This is a genomic window from Frankia sp. AgB32 (assembly GCF_023243045.1).
In the GTDB taxonomy this organism is placed as follows: Bacteria; Actinomycetota; Actinomycetes; order Frankiales; family Frankiaceae; genus Frankia.
This window is the reverse complement of record NZ_JALKFX010000038.1, coordinates 31052-56168: the sequence shown is the minus strand read 5'-3', so window position 1 is coordinate 56168 and position 25117 is coordinate 31052. Positions and strand designations below refer to the sequence as shown.

Below are 25117 nucleotides of genomic sequence, written 5' to 3'. Positions count from 1 at the left end.
GCGCCCGGCGCGCGCGCCCCGCCCGCCGGGCCGGGGGGGGCGGGGGGGGGGGGGGCCGGGGGGCCGGGCCCCCCCCCCCGGGGGCGGCCGGCCGGGGCGGCCGTCGTCCTCGGCACGCTCTGCGCCCAACTGCTGTTCCCCAGCGACCGCGCGACCGGCGTCGTCGTCACCATCCTGGCCGCCTTCGCCGGGGCCGGCAGCGGCACGGCGCTGGCCCGGGCGGCAGACATCGGCGGTCCCGGCCGGACACTGTCGTCCGTCGCCGGATCCCTGCTTGCCGCCACCACGTTCGCCTTCGCGATGCGCGGCGAGCGGTCGGCCACGTCCACCGGCCCGGCGACGACGGCCCGGTCGGCCAACCCGCCGCTCACCGACCTCGACACCCCGCAGCCCGCGACGCACCCGGTGCCCTGACCATGCCGTCCGTCCCGACGCGGGCCGCTGGCGCGCACCGGGACGAGCGGCGTGAGGCGCGACAACCGGGGCGGGCGGTGCGAGCTGGCCGACAAGGGTGCACGATGCGGGTGGGCAGCGCCGAGAAAAGGTGCAAGGTGGATAGCGCGGGGCGGGACGGGGCACGGCGAACGGGCTGCTCAGACGCGGCGCCGGTGAACGCCGTGTCGGATCGCGCCCACGCGGGTCGTGACAACCCGGTTCGCCTGGAAAGCTGGCCTGCGGCAATACCTAGCCGAGGGGGTGTCGTGGCTGCCGGTCCGGTGGGCAACCGCATGGTGGCGGGCCGATATCGGCTTGTCGGGCGGCTGGGTGCGGGTGCGATGGGCACCGTGTGGCGGGCGTTCGACACCGTCCTCGAGACCGAGGCCGCCCTGAAGGAGATCGAGTTCGCCGGCGGGGTCGCCGGTCCCGAGCGGGCCGAGCGGGCCGACCGGGTCGAGCGGGCGATGCGGGAGGCCCGGCACGCCGCGAAGCTGCGCAGCCATCCGCACGTTGTCACGATCCTCGACGTCGTCCTGGAGAACGGCCTGCCGTGGATCGTGATGGAGCTCGTGCCGTCCCGGTCCCTGTACGAGCTCGTCCGGGATGACGGTCCGATGCCCGTCCCGGAGGTTGCCCGGGCCGGGCTCGCGATCCTCGACGCGCTCGTCGCCGCGCGGGAGCACGGCATCGTCCATCGGGACGTCAAGCCCTCGAACGTGCTGATCGCGACGGACGGCCGGGTGGTCCTCACCGACTTCGGCATCGCCACCGGCGACGGCGATCCCACCCTCACCGTCACGGGCGTGCTCGGAACACCGCTGTACATGGCGCCGGAACGGCTCAACAACGAGCCGGCGACGTTCGAGGCGGACCTGTTCAGCCTCGGCGGCACGCTCTACTTCGCCGTCGAGGGGCATCCGCCGTTCGAGCGGGACAGCTTCGGCGCGATGCTCGCCGCGATCGTCCTGTACCCGCCGGCGCCGGCGCACCGGGCCGGGCAGCTCGGCGAGGTGCTCGACGGCCTGCTGGAGAAGGACCCGGCCCTGCGGATCACCCCGCGGCGGGCCCGCGAACTGCTCGCCCGCGTGGCTGCGGCCGCCCCGGCGGCACCTGGTCCGACCGGCCGCGGCAGCGACAGCGATGACGGCCTGGGCGACGGGAGCGGTGACGTCACCCAGTTCGCTCCCCGCACCACGCGCCGGCCGCCGCCCGGGCGCCCTCCGGTCGACTTCCCGGAGCTGCCCGAGCCCGTCCCGGCCGTGTCCGTCCCGGCGCCACCGGTCCCGGCGTCCGCGACCGCCGGCGCGCCGGGCGTGGCCGGGGAGGCTGAGGTCGGCCCGGCGGCACCGGGCGAGGTCAGCGCGAGCGAGCAGGACGGCGCGGTGCTGCTGCGGTGGGAGCCGTCGGCGACCCCGGGGGTGTCCTACCGGGTCTGTCGGGTGCTGGCGGACCCGGCCGCGCCGAACGGCCGCCGGGAGCGAAGCCTGGGCATCACCAGCGGCACCGAGCTGTTCGACGCCGGCGTGCCCCGCGGCGTCCCGCACTGGCACGAGGTCGTGGCCGTTCTCGCCGGGCGCTCCGGCCGGCTGCGCTCGGAGCCGGCCCGCACCGCGTCACGGATCCTGACCCCGGTGGTGACCGCGTTGCGGGCGTCGATGTCGGCGGACACCGACGTCGGGGACGCGGTGGAGCTGTCCTGGCGGCCGATGCCCGGTTACGACGAGGTCCTGATCGAGCGGCGGTTCGCCGAGGCGTCGCCGCTGTCGGGCGCCAAGCGCCGCTTCCGCGGCGAGGGCGGTCATTTCGTCGACACCGACACGGCGGCGGGCGCGGTGTACCGCTACCGGGTGTGGGTCGCCGGCCCGGACGGGTCGGACGCGCTGTCCCCGGGGGACACGGCGGAGGTCGTCGTCCGGGTCGTGGCCCGGCCCCGACCGGTCCTCGACCTCGAGGCACGGTCGACGCTCGGGGGAGCCGTCCTGCGGTGGACGACAGTGCCGGGCACGGTCGTGCGCATCTACGCGACGGACAGCCCCGCGCAGTCCGGCCTGCTCGGGACGGGCCCGTTCGGCCCGGCGGACCACGAGGTCGGGGTCGGGTCGCTGGAGGGCCGGGCCCGCCTCGTCGGGGAGAGCCGGCGCGGGCGGCTCGTCGACCCCCATGCGGCCGGCACGGTCGTCTACACCCCGATCACCGTGGCGGAGAACCGCGCGGTGATCGGCAGCGCGGTCAGCCACACCGAGACCTGATCCGCCGAGACATCCGGCCCAGCCGAGACATCCGGCCCAGCCGACCCGTCCTCGCGGGGGCACCGCCGGCCGACCCGGCGGGAGATGCCAGCATGCAACCTCGTGGAGAGTCCAGACGACGCCGGCCACGCCGGCATGATCGACGCCGCGCCCGCCACCGACTCCGCCCAGGGCCCGGACGACGGCCCCTCGCCCGCCTTCGGCTACCTCGACGTCGACGCCGACACGGCGCGCCGCGCCAGCCGCGTCTACTGGGACGGCGCGGCCGCCGAATACCAGGCCGAGCACGGGGAGTTCCTCGGCGACAGCGACTTCTGCTGGAGTCCGGAGGGGCTGCGCGAGTCGGACCTGCACCTGCTCGGTGACGTGGCCGGACGGACCGTCCTTGAGGTCGGCTGCGGCGGCGCCCAGTGCTCCCGGTGGCTGCACGGGCAGGGCGCCCGGGTGGTCGGGTTCGACCTGTCCAGCGGACAGCTCGCGCAGGCCCGCACCTACGCCGCCCGGACCGGCATCGACGTCCCCCTCGTGCAGGCCGACGCCGTGGCCCTGCCGTTCGCCGACGGGAGCGTGGACATCGCCTGTTCGGCGTTCGGCGCGGTCCCGTTCGTCGCCGACAGCGGTGCGCTCATGCGGGAGGTCGCCCGGGTGCTGCGGCCCGGCGGGCGCTGGGTGTTCTCGACCACGCATCCGTTCGTCTGGTGCCTGCCGGACGACCCGGACGAGAACGGGCTGCGGGTCTACCACAGCTACTTCGACCGGCGCGCCTACACCGAGCACGACGAGCAGGGCCAGGCGATCTACACCGAGACCCACCGGACGATCGGCGACCGGGTCCGCGAGATCGTCGCGGCGGGGCTGATCCTGCACGACATCATCGAGCCGGAGTGGCCGGAGGGACTCGAGCAGACCTGGGGTCAGTGGGGTCCACGGCGCGGCGAGTACGTGCCGTCCACGTCGATCTTCGTGGCGAGCCGGCCGCCGGCAGGCTGAGGATCCGTCGTTGACCTGCGGGTTTCCGCTCGGCCGTGGGTAAGGCGACCCGCACTGCCGGCGAACGATAGTGAACCGGTCGCTCAACGGCGCACCAGTGCGCCCCACTATGCACACAACACCCAAGGGTGCGCGGAGGTGCCCTTATCACCCCCGTTATGGTTGGCCCCGCATTCGCCGTTGGGGGCACACCGTGGAACACACTCACTCCACACTCGGAGATGCCACGTTCAGGCGCGGCAATTCGGGGGTTCGTGCGTGCACGGCCGTGGCGCTCGCGTTGGCGCTCGGCCTGACGGCCGGATGTTCGGCCTCGGCCGGCGCCAGCCCGTTCACCCCGGCACCGCACGCGGCCCGGACGGCTCCTGACGTCGCCGCCGACCCGCTGCCGCCGCTGAGCAAGTTCGTCACCCAGCCGGACGGCAGCCAGGTGTCGACCGTCAGCGCCGACTACCTGTTCGAGTCGAGCAGCAGCACCCTGCTGCCGGCGGCGGTCACCGCCCTCGCGCAGATCCTGCCGGCGATCCGGGAGCACCCCGGACCGATCTCGGTGATCGGGTACAGCGACGGCATCGGGCGCGCCGAGGACAACCAGAAGCTGTCGCTGGACCGGGCGAAGGCAGTCGAGGCCTGGCTGGCAACGCAGGACATTCCCAGCTCCGTGCTGGACGTCGAGGGCAGGGGCGAGCAGGGCGCCCAGAACGACGTCGCCGACGCGAGCCGACGCCGAGTGGAGATCGTGCTGCGATGAGGTACCAGGTGCTGATCCCCCGGGTGCGGGCCCGCCTACCCCGTCGACGCCGACTCGCCGTGCTGGTCGCGGCCTCGATGCTCGCGACGCCGCTGCTGGCGGCCTGCGACACCGGCGGACTGCTGGGCGGCAGGGCCCAGGCCTCCGGGCCACTCGACTGCACCCAGTACCAGGAGGACACGCCCAGCTCGGGCGCGCCGCTGCTGCTGATGCTGCTCGACGTGTCCGACAACTCGGCGGCCACCGCGCAGCGGGTGGCCACCCGCGTGCAGCCCTACCTGGACACGGCGTTGAAGGACGGCGCCTACGTCAAGCTGGTCGCCAGCGGCGGCGGGCCCACGACGTACTCGGACTGCTTCCACGGCGACCGGATGTTCCAGATCAAGCGGAACAACAGCCGCCGGGCGGAGAAGGACCGGGCCGCCGCGTCGAAGGCCCTGGGCACCGAGATCAACCATGTCGTGCAGGCCGAGCGGGTCACCACGACCGGCAGTGTCACCGGTCTGCTGGGCGGGATCAACGACGAGGTGGCCGCCGTGCGGTCGACGCCCGGCGCGAAGGTCACCGACGTGACCGTGCTCGTCTGGACCGACCTGCTGGGCACCGGCCAGGATTCCGACTGCCTCGACGTCAACGGGAAGAAGGCCTCCGTCACGATCGCCGAAGCACTGGTCAAACGTTGCTTCTCCACCGGGCAGATCGCCTCGGTCGGCAACGACAGGGTCCGGTTCCTCGGCGTGAACGAGGGCGGCGCGGACCGGCCGCAGCAGGACCTCGCCCGCTTCCTCAAGGGTGAGCTGTGCCGTCGGATCAGCAGTGACTGTAGTTAGTTCCCTGGCCGACCCATCCTTACCGGCCACACCCACCAGCCCGTCCGCCCAGGCAGTCTCGGCCCCCCGCCCGCCCACGCCCCACCCCGCAGCGCCCGACATCCCGGAGCACGACGTCCGCACCCGTCGCGGCCCGCGCCACGCCGATCCCGCCGAACCGTCGCCGACCGCGACGGTCCTGGTGGAACCCAAGCCGAGGAGTCGACTCATGGGCGTCCTGCACGAACCCGAAGAGCAGCATTTCAGTCCCGCACTGATGCGCTCGACCGTTGTCATCCTCACCTGCCTCGTCCTGCTGGCGGTGTTGGAGACCTGGGTCTGGCTGACCTTGTCGACCTCCTTCGCCCGGGTCTCGGTGACCGGCTCAATGATCGTCACGGCGGTCAGTTTCTTCATCGCGGGCAACACCTTCCGCCTGCGTGACATCCGCCGCCGCGTCGGCAACCAGGCCCGCGCCGGCCGGATCGCCCCGATCGACGCCCTGTCGCAACTCCCGCCGCGGGAGACGATCCAGCGCCGGTTCATGCTCGGCGTCGTCGGCGCCATCGTCGGTGTCGGCACCCTGGTGCTGACCATGGTGTTCTCCGGCGACGAGGCGCAGGGCGCCCGCGAGGCGATGGTCGCGTCGGTGCTCGGCATCGTCTGCGCGATGCTCTGCTTCGTCGGCGGCACCTTCGCCCGCCCCATCGACTGACCGCCCGACACCGGAAAGTAGGAGCCTGAAACGGTGCTGCGCAGGGGAAACCAGCCGGGACGTCTGGCCAAGCAGCTCATCCGCCGGGTGGGAGACGCCGACGTCGCGCTCGCGGGGGCGGAGACCCGCCCGAAGGTACTCAAAAGCCTGGAGGAGGCGGAGGTCCAGGAGGTCCGGGCTTCCGTCCGCGCCGACGGGCGGACACTCGAAGAACTGATCGCCGAACTCCGCATGGAAATCGACTCCCGGGCGGAACGCCGGGAACGGCGCACGGAGCTGGTGAAGAACAAGGTCGAGCAGGGCCGGCTGTGGCGCACCGTCGGCGTGCAGGAACGCATCCCGCAGATGGACCTCGCCGGACCGGCCCGCACCGCGGTCCTGTCCGTGCTCGCGGCCCTGGACTTCTACGTGTTCGCCCAGTCGTACGCGGTGCTCGCCGACGTCGGCGGCTACGGCCCCGAATGGTGGCTGGGTGGCCTGCTCGGGGTCGCGGTGTTCATCGCCGGCGTGGCGCTCGCGCACGGCATCAAGGCGTCCATCCTGGCCCGTGCCCAGAAGCAGATGCTCATGGACGCCGACAACGGCCGGCTGCGGATCGACGAGGACATCCGGGAACAGCTCGTCGAGTCGCGCTCGTCGCCGCTGGCCCTGGGCCTGACGACGGCGATCTTCCTGCTGCTGTCGATCGCTGGGGTGCTCGTGCGCAGCCAGGGCACCGCCGGCACGACCACCGGCGGGGCGGTGATCCTGTTCCAGGCGCTGATCCCGCTGGTCGCCGTCGCCGTCGAGCTGTACCTGCACGACCCGACGGAACGCGACGAGCCGCTGCCGAACCTCGTCGACCGTCGCCTCGAGCGACGCCTCGCCAAGGCGGAGCGTCGGCTGCGCATCGTCGCCGCCCAGGTGGAGGCGAAGGTCTCCAAGATCGAGAAGCTCTACCGGGTCGAGGAGGCCATCCTCGACGTCGAACAGAAGGACATGGGCCTGCGCCACACCACCGACCTGGTGCTCGGCGGCGGCCACATCCCGACGGTCCCGACGAACGGGCGGGTCGCCGAGGTGGACCGCGACCAGCTCGAGAAGACCATCAAGATGGCCCGTCGCTCCTGACCACCGGCCTCGCCTCCGCCCGCGCCTCCACCGGCGCGGGCGGAGCATCGTCGTCGTGGCGCAGGCCGATCCAGGCGTTGACGACGGCCCAGTGCATGGTCAGCCACTGCCGGCGGCCGACGTCGGAGGCGGGAATCTGCGCCATCGGCACCCGCCACCAGCGCAGCAGCAGGGGGGCGGTCAGCGGCATCGCCCGCCAGACCTCACCGGGGGCGCTGAGTTCGTCCAGGCCGGCGTGCGCGACGACCATCGTGGCGGTGATCGTGCCGCCGGCGAGCGCGGCGAGCACCCCGGCCGGCCGCGGCGGAAGGACGGCGTCGAAGTCCTCGGCGACCGCGGCCCGGTCCCACTGACCGCGCGCCCGCAGCCGGGCGATCAGCCGGCGCCGCCGCGACGGCGTGAAGTTCGCCCCCTCCGGGAAGATCACCAGCGCCTCCGCATCACCCAGCCCGCGGGCCAGCGCGCCAATCCGCCGGGCCGCGGTGTCATCCGAGCCGTCATTGCGCAGGAAGCAGGCGCCGAGCCGGCCGAGCAGGACGTCGATCGCCGGATCAAGCTGAAGGCGATCGATGAGCACCACCCGCGGCACCAGCCCGTAGCGGCTGAGCAACAGGTGGATCAGGACGAACGAGTCCCCCGGGCCGGCATGGCGGCTGAGCACCAGGACCCGTGACGGGTCAGCGTCCGTCCCCGCATCGGCCTCGGCGGGCTCCGGGGGTGGTTCGAGGATCTCCAGCCGGAACCGGAGCCACACGCCGGCGGCGGCGAGCAGGAACGTCAGGACGCGACGCAGCAGCCAGACATGCGCGGCCTCGAAGCGCCGGCGCCCGAGCAGCGGCCGCGCCAGCCAGAGACCGAAGGCGGCGACCAGCACCACCACCTCGGCGCTCAGGTAGTTCGCCGCGAGCATCGCCGCCCTGGCGAGCCGCAGCCGGCGGTCCAGCGGCGCGGCCAGCAGGCCGAGCACGGCCACGGCGAGCGCCACCACCACCAGCACCCCCGCCACCGGCACGAACAGCGGATCGATCAGAAGCCGTCGCACCGCCTTCGGTGGAACGCGCATGCATCCCCGCCCTTCTCAGCCGACGTCGACCCGGTGCACCGAACCGTCCGCCGCCGTGTCGAGGTAGGCCGCAGTGGCCTTCCGGGCCGCCTCGATACGCCGCAGCAACCCGCCGGTCGACCGGTAGCGCAGCGGAACCAGCGGTGCGCCCCGATCACCGACCGGCAGCACATGCACGGCGACCCCCGCGGGCAGCCGCGCCATCGCCTCGGTGAACCCGCGGCGCCGGGCGATCTCGAAGGCGACCAGACCCGCCTCCCACGGCCAGCGCGGCGGCCGCAACGGCCGCTCGATCCGCCCGACGTGCAGCACGTAGACGGTGTGGGCGCCGAGCTCCACGGCCCGCCCGACCGGATTGCTGTCGACGATCCCGCCGTCGATGAAATGCTCGTCGCCGATGCGCACCGGCGGCAGCAGCGCCGGCACCGCGCAGGACGCCAGCACCGCGTCGACCAGCGGCCCGGCGTCGAACCAGTGCGCCGCCGCCCGCTCGATGCTGGCCGCGACGCACTGGAACCGGACGGCCAGCTCCTCGATCCGCACCGGCGGCAGATGCGTGTTCAGCAGCATCCGCAGCGGCCCGTTGGAATGCAGGTGACCATGGCGGACCACGGTGGCCAGCCGCTGCGCCGGGCCGCCCGCGAACACGTCGGTGACGCTGAGCTTCGACCACAGGTCGGTCAGCCGCTCGATCGTGGCCTGCGACGGCTCGGCCGCCACCGCGGCCCCGTTGATCGCGCCCACCGACGTCCCGACCACCAGATCCGGCAGAATCCCCGCGTCGAACAGCGCGGCCAGCATCCCGACCTCACTGGCCCCGAGAATGCCCCCACCCCCGAGCACGAAGGCCACCGGGCCGACTCCCCCGGTTCCGTCGGTTCCCCCGGTTCCCGCGCCCTTGCTGGCGTTGATCGCCGCACGCGCCGCCGGGACCCCGTCACCCGAGGGCGCGGGCACAGCGTCGCCGTCCGCCGCCGGCGCATCGCCGTCGTCCGCGTCCTCGGCCGCCGTCATCCGTACCTCCGTTGCCCACCGCCGGGGCCGACCAGGCACCGGGCACCGATCCGCTCCCTACCCGATCCTCCTCCGGTGACCCGTCCCGGCCCCCCGCGTTCGCCCCACCGAGCCGGACCGGGCGTGCCAGGCCGACTTGCTTCGATCAGCCGCCGCCGGGCGGTGGCCTCCGCAATTTCGAAAAGGTCCCGGTAGGAGACCGTGCTCAGGACGGCTGGAATTCGGCAGTCGGCGGTCCGCAGCGGGGTCAGTCGGCGGCGTCCACGCCTCATCCGCCCCGGTGCAGGAGACGAAGAAGTCCACTCGGTTCGCGGAGGAAGGCGCCGCCCCGCCAGCCACCGGGTATGTCGACCTGGCCCCCATCGATCCCGATCAGGGTTCGGTCGGTAGTCATGGCAGGACGTCCTGGTCGGGTGGAAAATGCCGCTGGGAATCGAATCTCCTACGTCCGACGAATACTTCTCGGGTTCGATGGAAGCAGTTGGCGGGCGTACCGGGCCTGGCACGCCGCGCGCGGTTGATCGTCGGGTTGGGTGTACCGCTCGGATGGTTTCCCGGGAACCGCTGCCGCGGCGCCGACGAGCACCGTGTTCCCCGGTCGGTTGCCTGAGGGGTGGAATGTCCCGGCACGGAATCTGCTGTTCACCGACCGGGATGAACTTCTCGACCACATGCACGACCAGTGCAACGGCGGGGTGAGCCGGGTCGCGGTCTGGTCACCAGCCGCGACTCCGCTGTGGCCCGGGTCGGGGTCGGGGCCGCCCAGCCGCACCTGATCCTCGCCGACGACACCCCGCACCATCCCGGGCTCACCGCGACCGTCACCGCCGCCCGTACCCGCCTCGAAGCCGACCGTGCCGGTCCGCCGCCCTGCTCGACCAACTCGCGTTCCTCGCCCCCGAACTCATTCCCCTGGCCCACACCCGACCCGGCGACACATCGCCGCCGGGCAGGGCGCTGGCTGGTGGCGAGGTCTATGAGCTGGGCCGAGCTGCCGCCGGCCGGGTCGGCGGCCGGTGATGCCTGGGTGGGCCGCGAGGCGCGCGGGCTGGGTGCGGACAACGGGGGCCGAGCGGTGAGAATGTGGCGCATGCTTACCGACGACGACGTGGACGACATCGTGTTCCGGGCGGCCGGCAGCGGCGATCATCGAGGGGCTGCGGCCACGTTGGAGGAGCTCGCCGAGCGGACGGAGAACCATGGCGAGTCGGTGTCCCGGGCCTCGCTGATGGTGGATGCGGGCAGCCAGTTCGGGCTCGTGCAGGACTGGGCCGAGGCGGTCCGTTGCTACCGGGTGGCCGTCGACGACGGTGGTGCGTGCCCGGTGGATCCGCGGGTCTGGCTGCACGACGGGCTGCTGCGCGGCGGGCAGAGTGCTGAGGCGGCGGAGCTGCGGGCGGAGCTGAAGGCGTCCCGTTCGACCGACCCGGGGGTCTACGAGGCCGTCGCGGAGAGCCTCGAGGCCGTCGACCTGCTGCAGGACGCCCACACCTGGTTCACGATGGGTTACCACCGCTGTGAGGGGTCCCCGGTGCCGGACTTCCTGCTCGATCTCCTGCTCGTCGGCCGCCGGCGGGTGCGCCGTGCGCTCGGCCACCCGGCCGACCCGCTGGACGAGGTAGCCGAGGACTACATCGAGACGGTGGGAAGCTGACTCCGACCTGGTGGGAGCGAGCGGATCGCTACCGGGAAGAGACGCCGCCGACCTCGTGTTGCGGCCTGTCGTGAGCCCGACCCGTTGCGTCCCGCTGTCCGTGCTCGACCTCGTGCCCGTCGGCACCGGTGTGACCCCGGCGGAGGCGATCCGCGGGTCGCTGGAGCTGGCCCGGCGCGCCGAGCAGCTCGGCTACACCCGGTACTGGCTGGCGGAGCACCACGGGATGCCGGGCATCGCGAGTTCGGCGACGACGCTGCTCATCGGGCAGGTCGCCGCCGCGACGAGCACGATCCGGGTGGGTTCCGGCGGGGTGATGCTGCCCAACCACGCGCCGCTCGCCGTCGCCGAGCAGTTCGGGACGCTCGGCGTGCTGTTCCCGGGTCGGATCGATCTGGGCATCGGCCGGGCCCCGGGCACCGACCCGGCGACCGCGCGGGCGCTGCGGCGCGCCGCGGGGTCGCTCGCGGTCAACGACTTCGCCGACCGGCTGGCCGAGCTCACGACCTTCCTGGCCGGTGGCGCGTTCGCGGCGGACCATCCAATGCACGGCGTGGCCGCGTTTCCACAGGCTCCGACGCCGCCGCTGTGGCTGCTCGGGTCCAGCGGCTACAGCGCCCAGGTCGCCGGGATGCTCGGCCTGCCGTTCGCGTTCGCCCACCATTTCAGCGCGGCGAACACGATCCCGGCGCTCGATCTCTATCGCCGGTCGTTCCGGGGGTCGCCCGGGCGGGAGCGGCCGTACGCGATCGTCGCCACCGCGGTGATCTGCGCCGACGACGACGATCAGGCGCAGTGGCTGCAGGCGCCCGTGCGGCTGGCGATGCTGCGGCTGCGGGGTGGCCGTCCCGGCATGTTCCCGTCGCCGCAGGAGGCCGCCGACCATCCCTGGACTCCGCAGGAACGGGCGGCGGCGGAGAACATCACGTCCTCGCACATCGTCGGCTCGCCGATGACGGTGCGCGCGGGCCTCGACGCGCTGCTCGACGCGACCGACGCGGACGAGATCATGATCGTCACCAATACCCAGCAGCCGGCCGACCGCGTCCGTTCCCTCGAACTGGTCGCCGAGATCGGCGACCTCGCCCCGGCGGACCCGGCCGGCGTGGGCGTGGGCTGACGGATCGGCCTGAACCGCGTCCGGGCGTCCGGGCACGGCCGGGAGGGTAGGCCGGCCGTGCCAGGTCGGGAGTAGACCGGTCAGGCGGCGCGGCGTAGTCCGAACCGGCGGCCGGCGGCGTGGCCGTGACGCGGGCCGGTCAGGGAACCGGAGCGCAGGGTCCGCTCGGTGATCTTCGCGACGAGGCCGCGCGGCAGGAACCGCGAGGCGTTGGACGTCAGGTAGTTCAGCCGGCCGTCGATGACATACGCCTGGCCCCGGTCGAGCGCCCGGAAGGCCGCCGCCACCACCTCGTCGGTCGTGCGCAGCCGCCCGCCGGCGGACATCCGCGACCCGAGCACCCGGAAGAAGTCGGTGTCGGTCGGCCCCGGGCACAGCGCCAGCACCTGGACCCCGCGCGGACGGCACTCGGCCCACAGGGCGATCGACAGGGACAGCACGAACGCCTTCGTGGCGCCGTACACGGCCATGTACGGGACGCCCTGGAAGGCCGACGTCGACGACGTGTTGATCAGCGTGCCGCTGCCCCGCGCCACCATCGCGGGCAGGAACAGGTGGGCCACTCGCTCGACTGCCACGGCGTTCAGCATGACCTCGCGGTGGTCCTGGTCCGCGGACAGCTCGTGGTAGGCGCCGCGAGTGCCGAACCCGGCGTTGTTGACCACGATGTCGATCTCCAGGCCGATCTCCGCGACGGCCTTGGCGAGCTGGTCGGGGCCGCTTTCCTCGGCCAGGTCGACGGCGACGGTGTACACGTCGACGCCGTGACGCTCGCGCAGCCCATCGGCGACCTGGCGCAGCCGCGGCTCGGCCGGCGCGACCAGCACCAGCCGGGCGCCCCGCGCCGCGTACGCCTCGGCGAACGCCGCGCCGATGCCCGACGACGCCCCGGTGACCAGCGCGGTGCTCAACTTCAAATCCGCTTCCGCGGCCATGGTCCTCCCTGCTCGGCCGCGCGCGTGACCGTGTTCGGGTCACCCGCGCGACCCAGAACGGTTTCCGGATAGCGACATCATTGAATATGTCGCTCCAGACCTAATATCCGACCGCAGGGCGGGACACCGATAGGTACGGGCCCGTTGGTGGCGGACGACGGCGCGTGGCCCGACCGGGCTACACCTGGTCGAGCAGGTGCCGTTCGCGCACAGCGGCCACCGACAGCGTTCGGTAACCGACGTCGTCGAAGAGCACGGTGATCCGGTCGTCCTCGGCGCGCACCACCTGGCCCGCGCCCCAGGACACATGCCGCACGGCGCAGCCCGCCGGGAACGGCGCCTCGCCCTCGCCGGACTCGACGCGGCGCTGGTCGGCCCGCAGCTGCTCGGCCTGGCGCTGCTCGGGCAGGCCCGTCAGGCAGGTGTCGCAGTTCCCGCACGGCCCGGACGTCGGCTCACCGAAGTAGGTGAGCAGGAAGACCCGCCGGCAGTCCCGGGTCTCGGCGTAGGCGCGCATCATCTCGACGCGGGAGCGCTCGATCTCCACCCGCGACTCGGCGACCGCGGCCGCCCGGCGGGCGGCCTCCGGCGGCTCTGGGGCGTCCGCCCGCGCGGCCACCCGGCCGTCCTCGTGCATCGTCACCACGTCCGCGCAGGCCAGCAGGTCGACGAGCCGGGTCAACGCCGAGTCGCGCAGGTCGGCCGCGGCGGCCAGTTCCTTCGGGGTCACCGGTCCCTCGGCGTGCCCGAGCAGCGTGGCGACGCGCTGCAGCGCGGTCTCGTCGACCCGCCCGGAAGCGAAGAAGCGCCGCAGCCCGAGGTCCTCCGGCCGGTAGAACAGGCAGGCCACCGCGGCCTCGCCGTCCCGCCCGGCCCGGCCGATCTCCTGGTAGTACGAGTCGATCGAGTCGGCGACGTCGGCGTGGATGACGGCCCGGACGTTCGGCTTGTCGATACCCATCCCGAACGCGGTGGTGGCGACCACCACGTCGCACCGGTCCGCGGCGAAGTCGGCCTCGACCTCCCGGCGCACGGCGGCCCGTAGGCCGGCGTGGTACGGGTGGACGGACAGGCCGAAGCCCGCGAGTTCCTCGGCCAGTTCCTCGGTGGCCCGCCGGGTCGCCGCGTACACCAGCGCCGGCTTGGTCTCCGCCGCGATGCGCTCGACGAGACGGGCCCGCTTCTCGTCCTCGTCGGTGAACGACACCACCGACAGGAAGATCTCCGGCCGGTCGAAGCCGCGGACGACCTCGACCTCGTTCCGCATCCGCAGCCGCTCGCGGATCTCGCGGCGCACCGGTGGTGCCGCCGTGGCGGTCAGCGCCACCACCGTCGGCCGGCCGAGATCCTCGATGACCTGGCCGAGGAGCAGGTAGTCGGGCCGGAAACCGTGCCCCCAGGAGGCGATGCAGTGCGCCTCGTCGACGACGAACAGGGACGGCCGCGCCTCCCGCAGCGCCGCCCGCACGTCCGCGCGGGCCAACTGCTCCGGGGCCAGGAAGAGAAACTCGGTGCGGCCCTGGCGGACCGCGTCGAACGCGGCCTGCCGCGCCGCCGCGCCGGCGTCCGAGTTCGCCGCGACCGCAGGCTCGCCGAGCAGGCCGGACAGGCGTTCGGACAGGCTGCGCACCTGATCCCGCTGCAGGGCGATCAGCGGCGAGACCACGACAGTCGGACCGTCCCGCAGCAGCGCCGGGATCTGGTAGACCGCCGACTTGCCGCCACCGGTGGGCAGCACGCACAGCGTGTCCCGTCCTTCGAGGATCGCCCGCATGGCGTCGAGCTGACCGTCGCGCAGCTCGGCGAACCCGAAGCCCTCCGCGGCGACCAGCTCCAGCAGATCACCGAGCTCGTCGTGTTCCTCCTCCGCGACGGCCGCAGCCGCCCCGGGAGACGGTTCGGTGCCCGAGGACGGGGCCGGTTTGTCGTCCGGCGGGACCGCCGGCGCGCCACGCAGCCAGCCGGACAGCAGTCTTGCGATTCGATCACGACGTTTCATGGTCCCCACGGCGTACCCCGTCCCCGCTGAACAGCACCCTCCGGCGAACACGAAGGTGACAATCCTCGCCCGACCAAGCCCCTCGCCCGACCGGGTCAAAACCGGGGCGGGCAGTTCCGGCCCCGCCGGCGCAACTCGCCAGCCAGCCGCGACTTCGGAAAGTATCTGATCGGTTACAGTCGTGCGACTACCGGTCGGCTCGTCGCGGAAGGACAGTATTGATGCGTAGCCGGAGAGTCCGACAACAGCTTGTGCCGATTATCGCGATGCTGGCCGTGGCTGCGGTCGCCTTCGTGCTGGTCGCCCACGTGCTGGCCGACTCCACCGGCGGCGACGCGACGTCCTCCGCCCCGGCCGGGACCGGCGCCGACGACGAGCAGGCGGGCGCGGCTGCGCGCCGGGCGCTCGCGGCGGGCGTCCGCCCCGTGCCGGCGACGCCGCCGGGCAAGCTGCGCTTCGGGCTCGGCCCCGGGCTCGACAGCGCCCAGAACTCCCCCCTGGCCCAGGACCTCGACTTCTACAGCACCTGGTTCAACGGCCACAGCGACCTGAGCTTCCTGCGCCAGTGGAAGGCCGACCTGATCCCCCAGGTCTACCGGTCGGGCCACGGCATCCACCTCATCGTCTGGCTCGACGGCACCGGCGCGACCAGCTCCTTTCAGACCCCGCACGGCCCGGCCTGCGGCCGTGAGTACCCGCTGTCGAGCTCGTTCCTCGACGACGCCCGCGAGCTCGCCTCGATCTTCACCGGCCCCGCCGACGGCCCGGCCCTCTACGTCACCCTCTTCACCGAGTTCCAGACATACCCGTGCCAGCCGAACGCGTGGGCCGCGAGCCCCGAGACCACGAACTACTACCTCACCCTGCAGGACCAGTACCTCGCCGCGTTGCGCATCTTCCACGACGGCGCGCCGAACGCGCGGGTCTCCCTCGGCTGGGGCGGCTGGCAGGACCGCTGGGACGACCCCGCGACCGGCGCCGGCCGGTCGATGTTCCCCCATTTCGCGGACGTGATGCGAGCCTCGGACTTCGAGAGCTTCCAGGCGATGGGCGACGACCCGAATGCTCCGGACGTCGTGGCGATGACAGGGCAGCTCGGCCAGTACGGCCCGGTCATGCTCGCCCATTTCAAGTCCGGCTCCCCGTCGACGTGGACGGCGGACATGTACACGCTGCTGTCCGGCGACGCCCCCCGCCAGCTCAGCCAGAACGGCCTGTTCGCCTTCAGTTTCATGGACCAGGACAACATCAACGCCTCCCCCGCGGCCCTGGCCCAGGCCCGCGGCGCCATCCAGAGCCACGGCGTGCACGCCCCCCGCTGACCAGCGGCGCACCTGGGTCGTGTCCGGCCGATCATGCTAGGGGCAGCCGGACCCTTGACCGCTACTCCCCGCAGCGGGGCTGCGGGGGGTGGTCCCTCTGAATCGCAGCGACCCCTGACTGCCGTCGCTCACCGTGACCTTTGACCGGCAGCACAGCCGGCGCCTCCACCGAAGCCGACCGACCGGCCGACCGGCCGGGCCACAGCACACCCAGAGACGACTCGCCCACCAGCAAGATCGCCCGGACGCGACCTAGCCGGTGGCGGCGCACGGTTCGGGGGCGCGGGCGGCGGCGACGAGGGCGGCGAGGGCGGCGGACAGGTGGGGGGCCTGCTGGGAGCCGCGGCGGACGGCGGCGAAGATCGGCCGGACCGGCGCCCGGCCCGCGATCGGGCGGATGACCACCTCTGGTGTCGAGGACAGCCGCGCCAACCGGGGGATCAGGCTGACGCCGCAGCCCGCGGCGATCAGGCCGAGGACCGCGGCGAAGTCGTCGGCGTTGTGGCAGACCCGCGGGACGAAGCCGGCCGCCGCGCAGGCGGAGTGGGCGACCTCGCGGCAGGCGGTGCCCGGCCGGCTGACGATGAAGTCCTCCGCCGCGAGCGACTCCAGCGAGACCGCCGGCGCCGAGGCGCACGGATGGTCGGCGGGCAGCGCGACGTCGAGCGGGTCGTCGAGCAGTGGGATCTGCAGCAGCCGCGGATCGGCGGGACGCGCCGCCGCGTGGGTGATGCTCAGCGCGAGGTCGAGGTCGCCCGCGAGCAGCAGGTCGAAGCACTCGGGCTCGGGGACGTCCGTCACGTGCAGCTGCAACCGCGGCCGGCTCTCCCGCAGCGCGGTGAGCGCCGGGGCGACGATCGCGGAGATCGCCGTGGCGAACGCGGCCACCGCGACCGTCCCGACCCGGCCCTCGTCGAACGCCGCGAGATCAGCTTCCGCCCGTTCGAGCTGGGCGAACAGGATGTCGGCGTGCTCCAGGAGCACCCGGGCGGCCGGGGTGAGCCGCACCCGACGGCCGGCGGGGTCGAGCAGCCGGACACCGGTCTCCTTCGCGAGCGCGGCGAGTTGCTGACTGACCGCCGACGGCGTCAGGTGCAGGGCGGCCGCGGTCGCGACGACCGTCCCCCGAGTGTCCAGTTCCCGCAGCAGCCGCAGCCGGCGCACATCGATCATGCAGGGAATCTTAATAGTCAGGTCCACAGAAATTAGCTGGACTGCACATCCCGCGATCGGAATGGTAAGGGCCATGAGCTACGTGATTCTGACCGCGGCGACGATCATCGGCCTCGCTGCCTGGCTGTGGGGGCCGGACACCCGCGACGGCAGGGACTGGGCCCGCCGCGGCACCGGCTCCGGCCTTGGCTTCGGCCCCGACAGCAGGCTCCCCGGCCGGGACGAGTTCGGCCTTCCCGGCGACTTCGACGAACGCGGCGGAACCGGCCGCGGCCCGGGTGGCGGGGGACCGGGTGGCGGCGGACCGTGGGCGGGCTGGGCGAACGCCGCCCGCAGCCGGCGGGGATCAGCGCCTTCCGTGGATCTTCGACCACCCACACGAAGATCCACAGCACGACGATCCCAGCCGCGATCGCGCCGACACCACACCCCACGAATCGTCAAGATCGACGGGGGACGAGGACGGGCCTAGCGCGCGGGGTCGCCGACGGCGGCGACGTCCTCGCCGAGATAGGCCTGGCGGACCCGGTCGTCGGCGAGCAGGCCGGCGGCGCTGTCCGCGAGTACGACCCGGCCGTTCTCCAGCACGTAGCCTCGGCCGGCGATCCGCAGGGCGCTGGCCGCGTTCTGCTCGACCAGCAGCACCGCGACCCCGTCCCGGTTGATCTCGGCGATCACCTCGAAGATGGTCTGGACGACCATCGGCGCGAGGCCCATCGACGGCTCGTCGAGCAGGACCAACCGGGGCCGGCTCATCAGCGCCCGCCCGATGGCGAGCATCTGCTGCTCTCCGCCGGAGAGCGTCCCGCCGGCCTGGCCGATCCGTTCCTGCAGCCGCGGGAACAGGCCGTACACCCGCTCCAGATCCTCGCGCGTGTGGCGGCGGTCGCGGTAGGCGCCCATCAGCAGGTTCTCCCGGACGCTCATACTCGGGAACACCCGGCGGCCCTCGGGCACGTGACTGACCCCGCGGGCGACCAGGTCGTGCGCGGGGATCTCGGACAGCGGCCGGCCGTCCAGCAGGATCTCGCCCGACCGGGGCCGCAGCAGCCCGGAGACCGTGCGCAGGGTGGTCGTCTTGCCGGCGCCGTTCGCGCCCAGCAGGGTGACGATCTCTCCTTCGCCGACCTCCAGGCTGATTCCGCGCAGGGCGATCACCGCCCCGTAGGCGACCTCGACGTCCGTCAACGTCAGCAGCATCAGCGCAGCTCCTTGCGCGTCCCGGCGTCGACGCCGCCAGCGGGTGCGGCGTCGCCGGTGGTGTCGGCGACGCCGAGGTACGCCTCGATGACCGCGGGGTTGCGCTGCACCTCGCCGGGCGTGCCGTGGGCGATCACCCGGCCGAAGTTCAGCACGGTGACCGACGTCGCCAGCGACATCACCAGGGTCATGTCGTGCTCGATGAGCAGCACCGACACACCCGTGCCGGAAATTCGGGTGATCAGCGCGGCGAGGTCGCGCTTCTCCGCCGGGTTGGTGCCGGCGGCCGGTTCGTCGAGCAGCAGCAGGCCTGGGCCGGTGCCCAGCGCGCGGGCGATCTCCAGCCGGCGCTGCTCGCCGTACGGCAGGGAGGCGGCGAGTTCGTGCGTGCGGTGCCCGAGGCCCACCAGGTCCAGCAGCTCGCCCGCGCGACGCACGCCGTCCCGCTCGGCGCGCCGCGCGTGTGGCAGCCCGAGGATCGCGCTCACCGCGCCGTAACGCTGCCGGACCTCGGTGCCGATCTGCACGTTCTCCAGCGCGGACAGCGCGGGGAACAGCCGGATGTTCTGGAAGGTCCGGGCCACCCCGAGCCGGGTGATCGCGTGCGGACGGCGGCCGACGAGTTCGGCCGGGCGGCCGGAGGACGGCCAGAAGGTGACCGACCCGTGCTGCGGCCGGTACGCCCCGGTGAGGCAGTTGAACAGCGAGGTCTTGCCCGCGCCGTTCGGGCCGATCACGGCGAGGATCTCCCCGCGGCGCTGGCGGAGCGAGACGCCGTCGAGGCTCGTCACGCCGCCGAAGCGCAGTTGCAGGTCACGCGCCTCGACGACCAGGTCACCGGTGTCGTCACCGGCGCCGGGGCTCACGGCCGGCCGCCGGCGGGCGCGGAGCCGAGGGAGTCGGCGGAGCCGATCCCGGCCTCGGACAGCTCGATCTCGCGCCGTCGGCGCCGGGACGGCACGAGCCCCTGCGGACGGAAGATCATCATGATCACGATGACGGCCCCGAAGTAGATGTAACGGTCCGCGGGCTCGACCTTGTCCCGCAGGTAGAAGGCGAGGCCCTGGAGCACCACCGCGCCGACGACGACGCCGAGCCGCGAGCCCATCCCACCGAAGATGACCACCGCGACGACGAAGAACGACGCCTGCAGACTGAAGGACTGCGGGTTGAAGAACTGCTTCGACGCGAACATCACGCCGGCGAAGCCGGACACCGACGCGCCGATCGCGAAGGCCAGCAGCTTCAGCCGCAGCGTCGCCACCCCGGTGGCCTCGGCGGCGACCTCGTCCTCCCGGATCGCCGCCCAGGCCCGGCCGATCCTGGACCGTTCGAGCCGCCCGAAAGCGATCATCACCAGGACGACGATGGCCAGCAGCAGGTAGTAGTAGGGCTTGGGATCGATCCCCCACGTGTAGTCGAGGCCGAGCAGGTGGACCGACAGGTGCGGCACGCCGAACGCGCCCCGGGCCCCGTTGGTGATGCCGTCGGCGTTGTTGGCGACCAGATGGATGATCTCCCCGAACCCGAGGGTGACGATCGCCAGGTAGTCACCGCGCAGCCGCAGGGTCGGCGCGCCCAGGATGACACCGGCGAGCGCGGCGAGGACCAGCGCGATCGGGAACACGAAGAACGGGTTGAGCGTGAACGGCGCGTGCCACGGCATCGCCGACTGCGAGGTGAAGTAGGCCGTGGTGTAGGCGCCGATGGCGAAGAACGCGATGTAGCCGAGGTCCAGCAGGCCGGCGTAGCCGACGACGACGTTCAGCCCGAGCGCGAGCAGCGCGTAGATGCCGATGTCGGTGACCATCGACTGCTGGGCCGCGGTGGAGACCACCTGCGGCGCGATGATCGCGATGGCGAGGAGCACGACGTTCAGGACGATCGGGGCGCCGCGGCGGCCGTAGGCGGCGCCGACCGGCGCGCGCACCGGCGCGGTGAGCCGGGTGAGCACCCCCCGCAGCTCCGCCCAGAGCACCAGCACCACCCACAGCGCGACGGCGAGGATGAGGAACAGCACGATCCGCGGATCGGCGATCGAGTCCCAGGCGGCCTGCAGGGGTTCGTCGGAGTTGCCCGTCGGCCCGGTGACGACCGCGGCGAGCAGCCCGACCAGCACCAGCGCACCGAGCTGGCGCAGCCGGGCCGGCGTGAACAACATCGCCGGATGCCACGGCGACCGCCCACCCGGCGCCACCCCACCCGCGGGCGCGCCGCGGCCGACAGCCGCCGAGTCGCCGGCAGGACTGCGGGGCGGGGGCGCCGGGCCGTCGGTGGGGTTGGCACCGGCGGGGCGCGCTGCCCCGGACTGGGCCGGGGGGCGTCGCAGCGCCATGGTGTCGGCGTCGGGAGCCGCGCCGGCGGGGACGCCGCGGACCGGGTCCGGCTGGTCGCCCGGGTTCGCGGGCGAGGGCTGGCCCGGGACGTTCGGGGCGCTCACGCGGCCCGCCCCAGGCGCTCACCGAGCAGGCCGGACGGTCGAATCATCAGGATCGCCACCAGCACGAGGAAGGCGATGACGTCCTTGTAGGACGCCTGGAACAGGTAGCCACCATAACTCTCGACGAGGCCGAGCAGCAGGCCACCGAGCATGGCCCCGCGGACGTTCCCGATGCCGCCGAGGACGGCGGCGGTGAACGCCTTCACCCCGGGGACGAAGCCCATGCTGTACGACGCGTTGAACGTCATCGCGTAGAGGAAGCCGCCCGCGCCGGCGAGCAGGCCGCCGACGATGAACGTGACAATGATGATCCGCTCGACGTCGACGCCCATCAGCACGGCGGTGTCGGCGTCCTGGGCAACCGCCCGGATGCCCTGGCCGAGGCGGGTGCCGGCGACGAGGCGGTCGAGGCCGACGAGCATCGCGATGGCGACGGCGAAGATGACCAGCGACTGGGTCGACACGTCGGCGCCGAAGAGCTTGAACACCGTGCCGTTGTGGAACAGGTCGGGCAGGTCGACGTTCTGCCGGCCGAACTCCTTGCCGGCGAGGTTCACGGCGAACAGCGACGCGCCGATCGCGCTGATCAGATAGGCCAGCCGGGGCGCCGAGCGGCGGCGCAGCGGCCGGTAGGCGACCCGTTCGAGGGTGAGGGCGGCGAGCCCGCCGCAGATCGCGCCGGCGCCCAGGCCGATCGCGACCAGCCCGACGGACTCCAGCCCGCCGGGCACCGACCCGTCCCCGGGCAGCAGCGCGCGGGCCACGAACAGCCCGCCGAAGGATCCCAGCATGAACACCTCGCTGTGGGCGAAGTTGATCAGCTGGAGCACTCCGTACACCAGCGTGTACCCGAGCGCGATGACCGCGTACAGCGACCCGACCATCAGACCGTCGATGGTGAGCTGCCAGAACTGGTCGAGGAAACCCATGCGTAGGCCGTTCGTCAGTTGGCAAGGTTCGTGGGACAGAGCGGTTCGTGGGACAGAGCATTCCGCCGGACGGAGCGGTTTGCCAGCGGGCTGGCAGGGCGGTGGCCGGACACCACCCGGGTGTCCGGCCACCGCCGCGCCGATGTCAGGACTTGAGCAGGTCCGCGGTGTTGCCGAGCACGGCGATCTGACCGTTCTTGACCTGGTAGATGAACACGTTCGAGCCCTTGACCTCGCCGTTGGACTCGAAGGCGACGGTCTTGGTGATGCCCGCGTGGTTGACGCTGGGGAACGCCTTGAGGACCGACTCGCGGCTCACGTCGCTGCCCAGCTGCTTGAACACGTCCGCCAGCGCGAGGGTGGCGTCGTACGCCTCACCGGAGTAGGTGCCGGGCTTGGCGCCGTTGTTGACCTTCTTGAACGACGCGACGAACGCGGCGGCCTTCGGGTCGGAGTTCACGTCACCGCAGGGGCAGGTCAGGTAGGTGCCCTCGGCGGCGGCGGCACCGGCCTGCGCGACGTACTGCGGGTCGAGCGAGCCGTCACCGCTGACGACCTTGCCGGCGAAGCCCTTGTCCTTGAGCGCCTTCGACAGCAGCGCCGTCTCGGCGTAGTAGCCCGAGTAGTACAGGACGTCCGGCTTCGCAGCGATGATCTTCGTCGCCTCGGACGTGTAGTCCTTGGTCGGGTTGATGCCGTCGTGGATCACGGTGACGCCCTTGGCCTTGAGCTCCGGCTCCAGAGCGCCGGACAGGCCGGTGCCGTACTCGCTCTTGTCGTCGAGCGAGTAGACCGTCTTGGCCTTGAGCACGGTCGCGACGTAGTCGGCCGCGGCCTTGCCCTGCACCGTGTCCGGCGCGATGACCCGGTAGAAGGTCTTGAAGCCCAGCGTCGTCAGCGCGGGGTTCGTCGCCGACGGGCTCACCGAGAGCAGGCCGGCCTCGGTGTAGTTCGGCTCGCTGGCCTTCGTGGCGCCGGAGAACATCGGCCCGACCACGGCGACGACCTTGGAGTTGTCGATCAGCTTCTGGGCTGCGGTCGGACCCTGGTCGGCGGAGCCGGCGTCGTCGGACTCGACCACCTTCAGCTCGAACGGCGAGCTCGCGTCCGCGTTGACCTCCGCGACCGCGGTCCGGATGCCGTACAGCGCGTTCAGTCCGAGCTGCTGGTTGTCGCCCGAGAGCACCCCCTGATAGCCGATGGTGATCGTTTTCTTCCCACTGGACGAGCTGTCACCACCGCTGCTCCCACAGGCCGCTGCCGACAGTGTCACCGTCGCGGCCAAGGCTATCGCTCCCAGGAGCGGGCGCCTACCCATCGATGTTCCTCCTCCGGTTCGGCCGGACGCGACCACACTGCCGTCGCCCGACCACGCTGTGTCGCTGCCCCCGCACGCCCGACGTCTCGCCGCCGGCCGCGTTCGCCGCGCTTGAGATGGCGGCAACCTAGTCCTTCGAGCAGATCGCCCGAAAGCGGCCACAACAGGTTGTTACACCAGTGACACATTCGTGGACGTTAGGCGCGCCGCCGTTCATCTGCGTGGGCTTCCCGAGACCGAGTTCCCACTACAGACCAATTACGGTGAAAGAGTGCGGATATGTACCTCTACCAGGCAGGTTGGCTGGTACCCGGCCTCGCGGGCGGTCGCTGCCAATGCGGGGCGACGCCGGCGACCGTCCCCGCCGGACGAATGTAGGACAACTCACCGAAATCGCTCGGTAACACATCCCGGTACGCCGCGACGTCATCCACGGTCTGATTGACTGACGCGAGAGTGTCGTGCCTACCCAACGACTGAAGCCAGCGTCCGGTTCGGGCCAGCGAGACCTGGACGTGCCAGCCACCGCCCTCGCGGACCCGGCGGGCCAGCGCGTCCAGCACGCCGTAGGCGGCGAGGTAGCCGGTGGCGTGATCGAGCGCCTGGGCGGGCAGCGGCACCGGGCGCGCCGATCCGCTGGCCGCCGCCGCGCCGAGAGCGAGCCCGGACGCGGTCTGCACCAGACTGTCGAACCCACGCAGCCCGCGCCAGGGCCCCCGCCGCCCGTAGGCGCTGATGGACGCGTAGACGATGCCGGGCCGCAGCCGCGCCACCGCGTCGGGCCCGAGGCCGATCCGGTCCAGGGCGCCCGGGCGGTAGGCCTGTAGGACGACGTCCGCGGTGGCGATCAGTTTGCGCAGCCGGCGCGCGTCGGCCGCCACCCGCAGATCGAGATACGCGTTGCGTTTGCCGAAGCCGGTGTCGGCCAGCAGACTGCCCATCTCCGGCAGGTGCGGGGCGTCGATCCGCAGCACGTCCGCGCCATAGGCGGCGAGCGTGCGCCCCGCGACCGGACCGGCGATGACGCGGCTCAGGTCCAGCACCCGCAGCCCGGCGGCAGGCAGTGCGTCCATCCCGGCCGCCATTCCGGCGGGCATCCAGGCGGGTATGGCCCGGACGGGCGGCAGTGGCTCCGCCGCGGTCTCCCCCAGCCGGGTGGTCTCCACCAGCGGCAGCCCGTCCAGCGCACGGGCCTGCTCGTGCGCCGACCATGCCTGCTCCGATCGGGCCATGGTCGCGCACATCCCCGCAGCCTGAAGGTCCGCCTCCAGCGACGACGCGTCACGGCGGCGGATGGCCCGGGCTACGGCGGCCGGGTCGTTCGACGCGCCGAGCAGTCCCAGTACTCCGTCGCGATGGTGCGCGAAGTTGCAGTGCAGCTGGATCCACCGGTCGTCGGCGGTGGCGTAGTAGCCGGAGACCGGATCCCACGGTGTTGGCGGCGGCTGCCCGTCGGTCCGCAGATAACGCTCGCTGCGGAAGGCTGCGGCGGCATGCCGGGTGTCCACCGCCACCGCCACGTCACCGCCGCCGAGGCGGGTGGCCAGCAGGCGCCCGGCCCCGACCGCGGCCGCCGCGACGGCCGTGGCGGCGATCGTCGTGACCCGGTACAGGCTGGGCAGCACGTCCGGCGGGCCGGTCACGGTCAGCCGGCCGGCGACGTCCGGCTCCCCGACGACCGATGCGAGCTGGTCACCGACCGCCGGACCCGGCGGCGGGCGGTGCGGCGGCGAGCAGTGCGGGCTCGGGCGGTCCGCGGCGGTGTCGGGCGGCTCGCCCGCGGGTGGTTCGACGCTCATGCTGGGCACAGTTCCCATACTGGCCACGCCACCGGCTGGCCTGTCACCGTAACGACTCGTCCCGCACTGCCGTGACATGGTGTCGCCGC

20 protein-coding genes and 1 pseudogene are annotated in these 25117 nt (G+C 72.7%); 10 read left to right on the top strand and 11 right to left on the bottom strand.

What is annotated here, in order from left to right; genetic code table 11:
- The 7 genes and pseudogenes from MXD60_RS13965 to MXD60_RS13935 form a co-directional block, all read left to right on the top strand.
- Positions 1-414, top strand: a pseudogene (locus tag MXD60_RS13965) (serine/threonine-protein kinase); the annotation flags it as partial.
- A 287-nt stretch (positions 415-701) separates the two neighbouring features.
- Entirely contained in the window at positions 702-2687 is a 1986-nt protein-coding gene (locus tag MXD60_RS13960; protein ID WP_248819480.1) for a protein kinase domain-containing protein, read from the top strand.
- 135 nt (positions 2688-2822) lie between these two features.
- Complete coding sequence (locus MXD60_RS13955; RefSeq protein ID WP_248819487.1) at positions 2823-3677, top strand: class I SAM-dependent methyltransferase; 855 nt, start codon at positions 2823-2825, stop codon at positions 3675-3677.
- Between the two features lie 268 nt (positions 3678-3945).
- Entirely contained in the window at positions 3946-4428 is a 483-nt protein-coding gene (locus MXD60_RS13950) for an OmpA family protein (protein ID WP_248819479.1), read from the top strand.
- A gap of 8 nt (positions 4429-4436) precedes the next feature.
- Positions 4437-5258 carry a hypothetical protein gene (locus MXD60_RS13945; RefSeq protein ID WP_248819478.1) on the top strand — a complete coding sequence of 274 codons (822 nt, stop codon included), beginning with the start codon at positions 4437-4439 and terminating at the stop codon, positions 5256-5258.
- A 208-nt stretch (positions 5259-5466) separates the two neighbouring features.
- Entirely contained in the window at positions 5467-5952 is a 486-nt protein-coding gene (locus MXD60_RS13940) for a hypothetical protein (protein WP_248819477.1), read from the top strand.
- A gap of 33 nt (positions 5953-5985) precedes the next feature.
- Positions 5986-7062: a hypothetical protein gene (locus MXD60_RS13935; protein ID WP_248819476.1), complete on the top strand. Its 1077-nt coding sequence runs from the start codon at positions 5986-5988 to the stop codon at positions 7060-7062.
- Here MXD60_RS13935 and MXD60_RS13930 read toward each other — a convergent pair.
- Together MXD60_RS13930 and MXD60_RS13925 are read right to left on the bottom strand one after the other, a co-directional pair.
- Positions 7040-8125 carry a 1-acyl-sn-glycerol-3-phosphate acyltransferase gene (locus tag MXD60_RS13930; protein WP_248819475.1) on the bottom strand — a complete coding sequence of 362 codons (1086 nt, stop codon included), beginning with the start codon at positions 8123-8125 and terminating at the stop codon, positions 7040-7042. The genes MXD60_RS13935 and MXD60_RS13930 overlap by 23 nt on opposite strands.
- A gap of 15 nt (positions 8126-8140) precedes the next feature.
- Complete coding sequence (locus tag MXD60_RS13925) at positions 8141-8977, bottom strand: patatin-like phospholipase family protein (protein ID WP_248819486.1); 837 nt, start codon at positions 8975-8977, stop codon at positions 8141-8143.
- An 844-nt stretch (positions 8978-9821) separates the two neighbouring features.
- On the opposite strand from MXD60_RS13925, the gene MXD60_RS29395 reads away from it, so the two are divergent.
- Both MXD60_RS29395 and MXD60_RS13915 read left to right on the top strand, forming a co-directional pair.
- Entirely contained in the window at positions 9822-10793 is a 972-nt protein-coding gene (locus MXD60_RS29395; protein ID WP_308222473.1) for a soluble NSF attachment family protein, read from the top strand.
- Positions 10794-10863: 70 nt separating this feature from the next.
- A complete protein-coding gene (locus MXD60_RS13915; protein ID WP_248819474.1) occupies positions 10864-11913 on the top strand; it encodes an LLM class flavin-dependent oxidoreductase in 1050 nt (349 codons plus the stop codon).
- A gap of 80 nt (positions 11914-11993) precedes the next feature.
- Here MXD60_RS13915 and MXD60_RS13910 read toward each other — a convergent pair whose 3' ends face one another.
- Positions 11994-12848, bottom strand: coding sequence for an SDR family NAD(P)-dependent oxidoreductase (locus MXD60_RS13910; protein WP_248819473.1), 855 nt, complete (start codon positions 12846-12848; stop codon positions 11994-11996).
- A 178-nt stretch (positions 12849-13026) separates the two neighbouring features.
- Positions 13027-14847 carry a RecQ family ATP-dependent DNA helicase gene (locus MXD60_RS13905; protein WP_248819472.1) on the bottom strand — a complete coding sequence of 607 codons (1821 nt, stop codon included), beginning with the start codon at positions 14845-14847 and terminating at the stop codon, positions 13027-13029.
- A 266-nt stretch (positions 14848-15113) separates the two neighbouring features.
- Here MXD60_RS13905 and MXD60_RS13900 point away from each other — a divergent pair, with 266 nt between their 5' ends.
- Positions 15114-16169 carry a hypothetical protein gene (locus tag MXD60_RS13900; protein WP_248819471.1) on the top strand — a complete coding sequence of 352 codons (1056 nt, stop codon included), beginning with the start codon at positions 15114-15116 and terminating at the stop codon, positions 16167-16169.
- Positions 16170-16421: 252 nt separating this feature from the next.
- Here the strand turns inward: MXD60_RS13900 and MXD60_RS13895 are convergent, their stop codons facing one another.
- The 7 genes from MXD60_RS13895 to MXD60_RS13865 form a co-directional block, all read right to left on the bottom strand.
- Positions 16422-17342 (bottom strand): LysR family transcriptional regulator, encoded by a 921-nt coding sequence (locus MXD60_RS13895; RefSeq protein ID WP_248819470.1) that lies wholly within the window; start codon positions 17340-17342, stop codon positions 16422-16424.
- A gap of 468 nt (positions 17343-17810) precedes the next feature.
- Positions 17811-18542, bottom strand: a complete 732-nt coding sequence (locus MXD60_RS13890; RefSeq protein WP_248819469.1) for an ABC transporter ATP-binding protein — start codon at positions 18540-18542, stop codon at positions 17811-17813.
- Positions 18542-19408, bottom strand: a complete 867-nt coding sequence (locus MXD60_RS13885; RefSeq protein ID WP_248819468.1) for an ABC transporter ATP-binding protein — start codon at positions 19406-19408, stop codon at positions 18542-18544. The genes MXD60_RS13890 and MXD60_RS13885 overlap by 1 nt, the downstream gene beginning before the upstream one ends.
- The gene (locus MXD60_RS13880) at positions 19405-20877 is read right to left on the bottom strand and encodes a branched-chain amino acid ABC transporter permease (RefSeq protein WP_518467933.1); all 1473 of its coding nucleotides are present in this window, start codon (positions 20875-20877) and stop codon (positions 19405-19407) included. The genes MXD60_RS13885 and MXD60_RS13880 overlap by 4 nt, the downstream gene beginning before the upstream one ends.
- 101 nt (positions 20878-20978) lie before the next feature.
- Complete coding sequence (locus MXD60_RS13875; RefSeq protein ID WP_248819467.1) at positions 20979-21911, bottom strand: branched-chain amino acid ABC transporter permease; 933 nt, start codon at positions 21909-21911, stop codon at positions 20979-20981.
- Positions 21912-22056: 145 nt separating this feature from the next.
- On the bottom strand, positions 22057-23229 hold the full coding sequence (locus MXD60_RS13870; protein ID WP_248819466.1) for a branched-chain amino acid ABC transporter substrate-binding protein: 1173 nt from the start codon (positions 23227-23229) through the stop codon (positions 22057-22059).
- 287 nt (positions 23230-23516) lie between these two features.
- Positions 23517-25028, bottom strand: coding sequence for a CoA transferase (locus MXD60_RS13865; RefSeq protein ID WP_248819465.1), 1512 nt, complete (start codon positions 25026-25028; stop codon positions 23517-23519).
- Between the last annotated feature and the right edge of the window lie 89 nt (positions 25029-25117).

Bases quoted from the DNA above. Each gene is read 5' to 3' on its own strand.
- MXD60_RS13955 (WP_248819487.1), top strand. From the start codon at position 2,823: ATGATCGACGCCGCGCCCGCCACCGACTCCGCCCAGGGCCCGGACGAC.
- MXD60_RS13940 (WP_248819477.1), top strand. From the start codon at position 5,467: ATGGGCGTCCTGCACGAACCCGAAGAGCAGCATTTCAGTCCCGCACTG.
- MXD60_RS13930 (WP_248819475.1), bottom strand. From the start codon at position 8,125: ATGCGCGTTCCACCGAAGGCGGTGCGACGGCTTCTGATCGATCCGCTG.
- MXD60_RS13910 (WP_248819473.1), bottom strand. From the start codon at position 12,848: ATGGCCGCGGAAGCGGATTTGAAGTTGAGCACCGCGCTGGTCACCGGG.
- MXD60_RS13905 (WP_248819472.1), bottom strand. From the start codon at position 14,847: ATGAAACGTCGTGATCGAATCGCAAGACTGCTGTCCGGCTGGCTGCGT.
- MXD60_RS13900 (WP_248819471.1), top strand. From the start codon at position 15,114: ATGCTGGCCGTGGCTGCGGTCGCCTTCGTGCTGGTCGCCCACGTGCTG.
- MXD60_RS13895 (WP_248819470.1), bottom strand. From the start codon at position 17,342: ATGATCGATGTGCGCCGGCTGCGGCTGCTGCGGGAACTGGACACTCGG.
- MXD60_RS13890 (WP_248819469.1), bottom strand. From the start codon at position 18,542: ATGCTGCTGACGTTGACGGACGTCGAGGTCGCCTACGGGGCGGTGATC.
- MXD60_RS13880 (WP_518467933.1), bottom strand. From the start codon at position 20,877: ATGGCGCTGCGACGCCCCCCGGCCCAGTCCGGGGCAGCGCGCCCCGCC.
- MXD60_RS13875 (WP_248819467.1), bottom strand. From the start codon at position 21,911: ATGGGTTTCCTCGACCAGTTCTGGCAGCTCACCATCGACGGTCTGATG.
- MXD60_RS13870 (WP_248819466.1), bottom strand. From the start codon at position 23,229: ATGGGTAGGCGCCCGCTCCTGGGAGCGATAGCCTTGGCCGCGACGGTG.
- MXD60_RS13865 (WP_248819465.1), bottom strand. From the start codon at position 25,028: ATGAGCGTCGAACCACCCGCGGGCGAGCCGCCCGACACCGCCGCGGAC.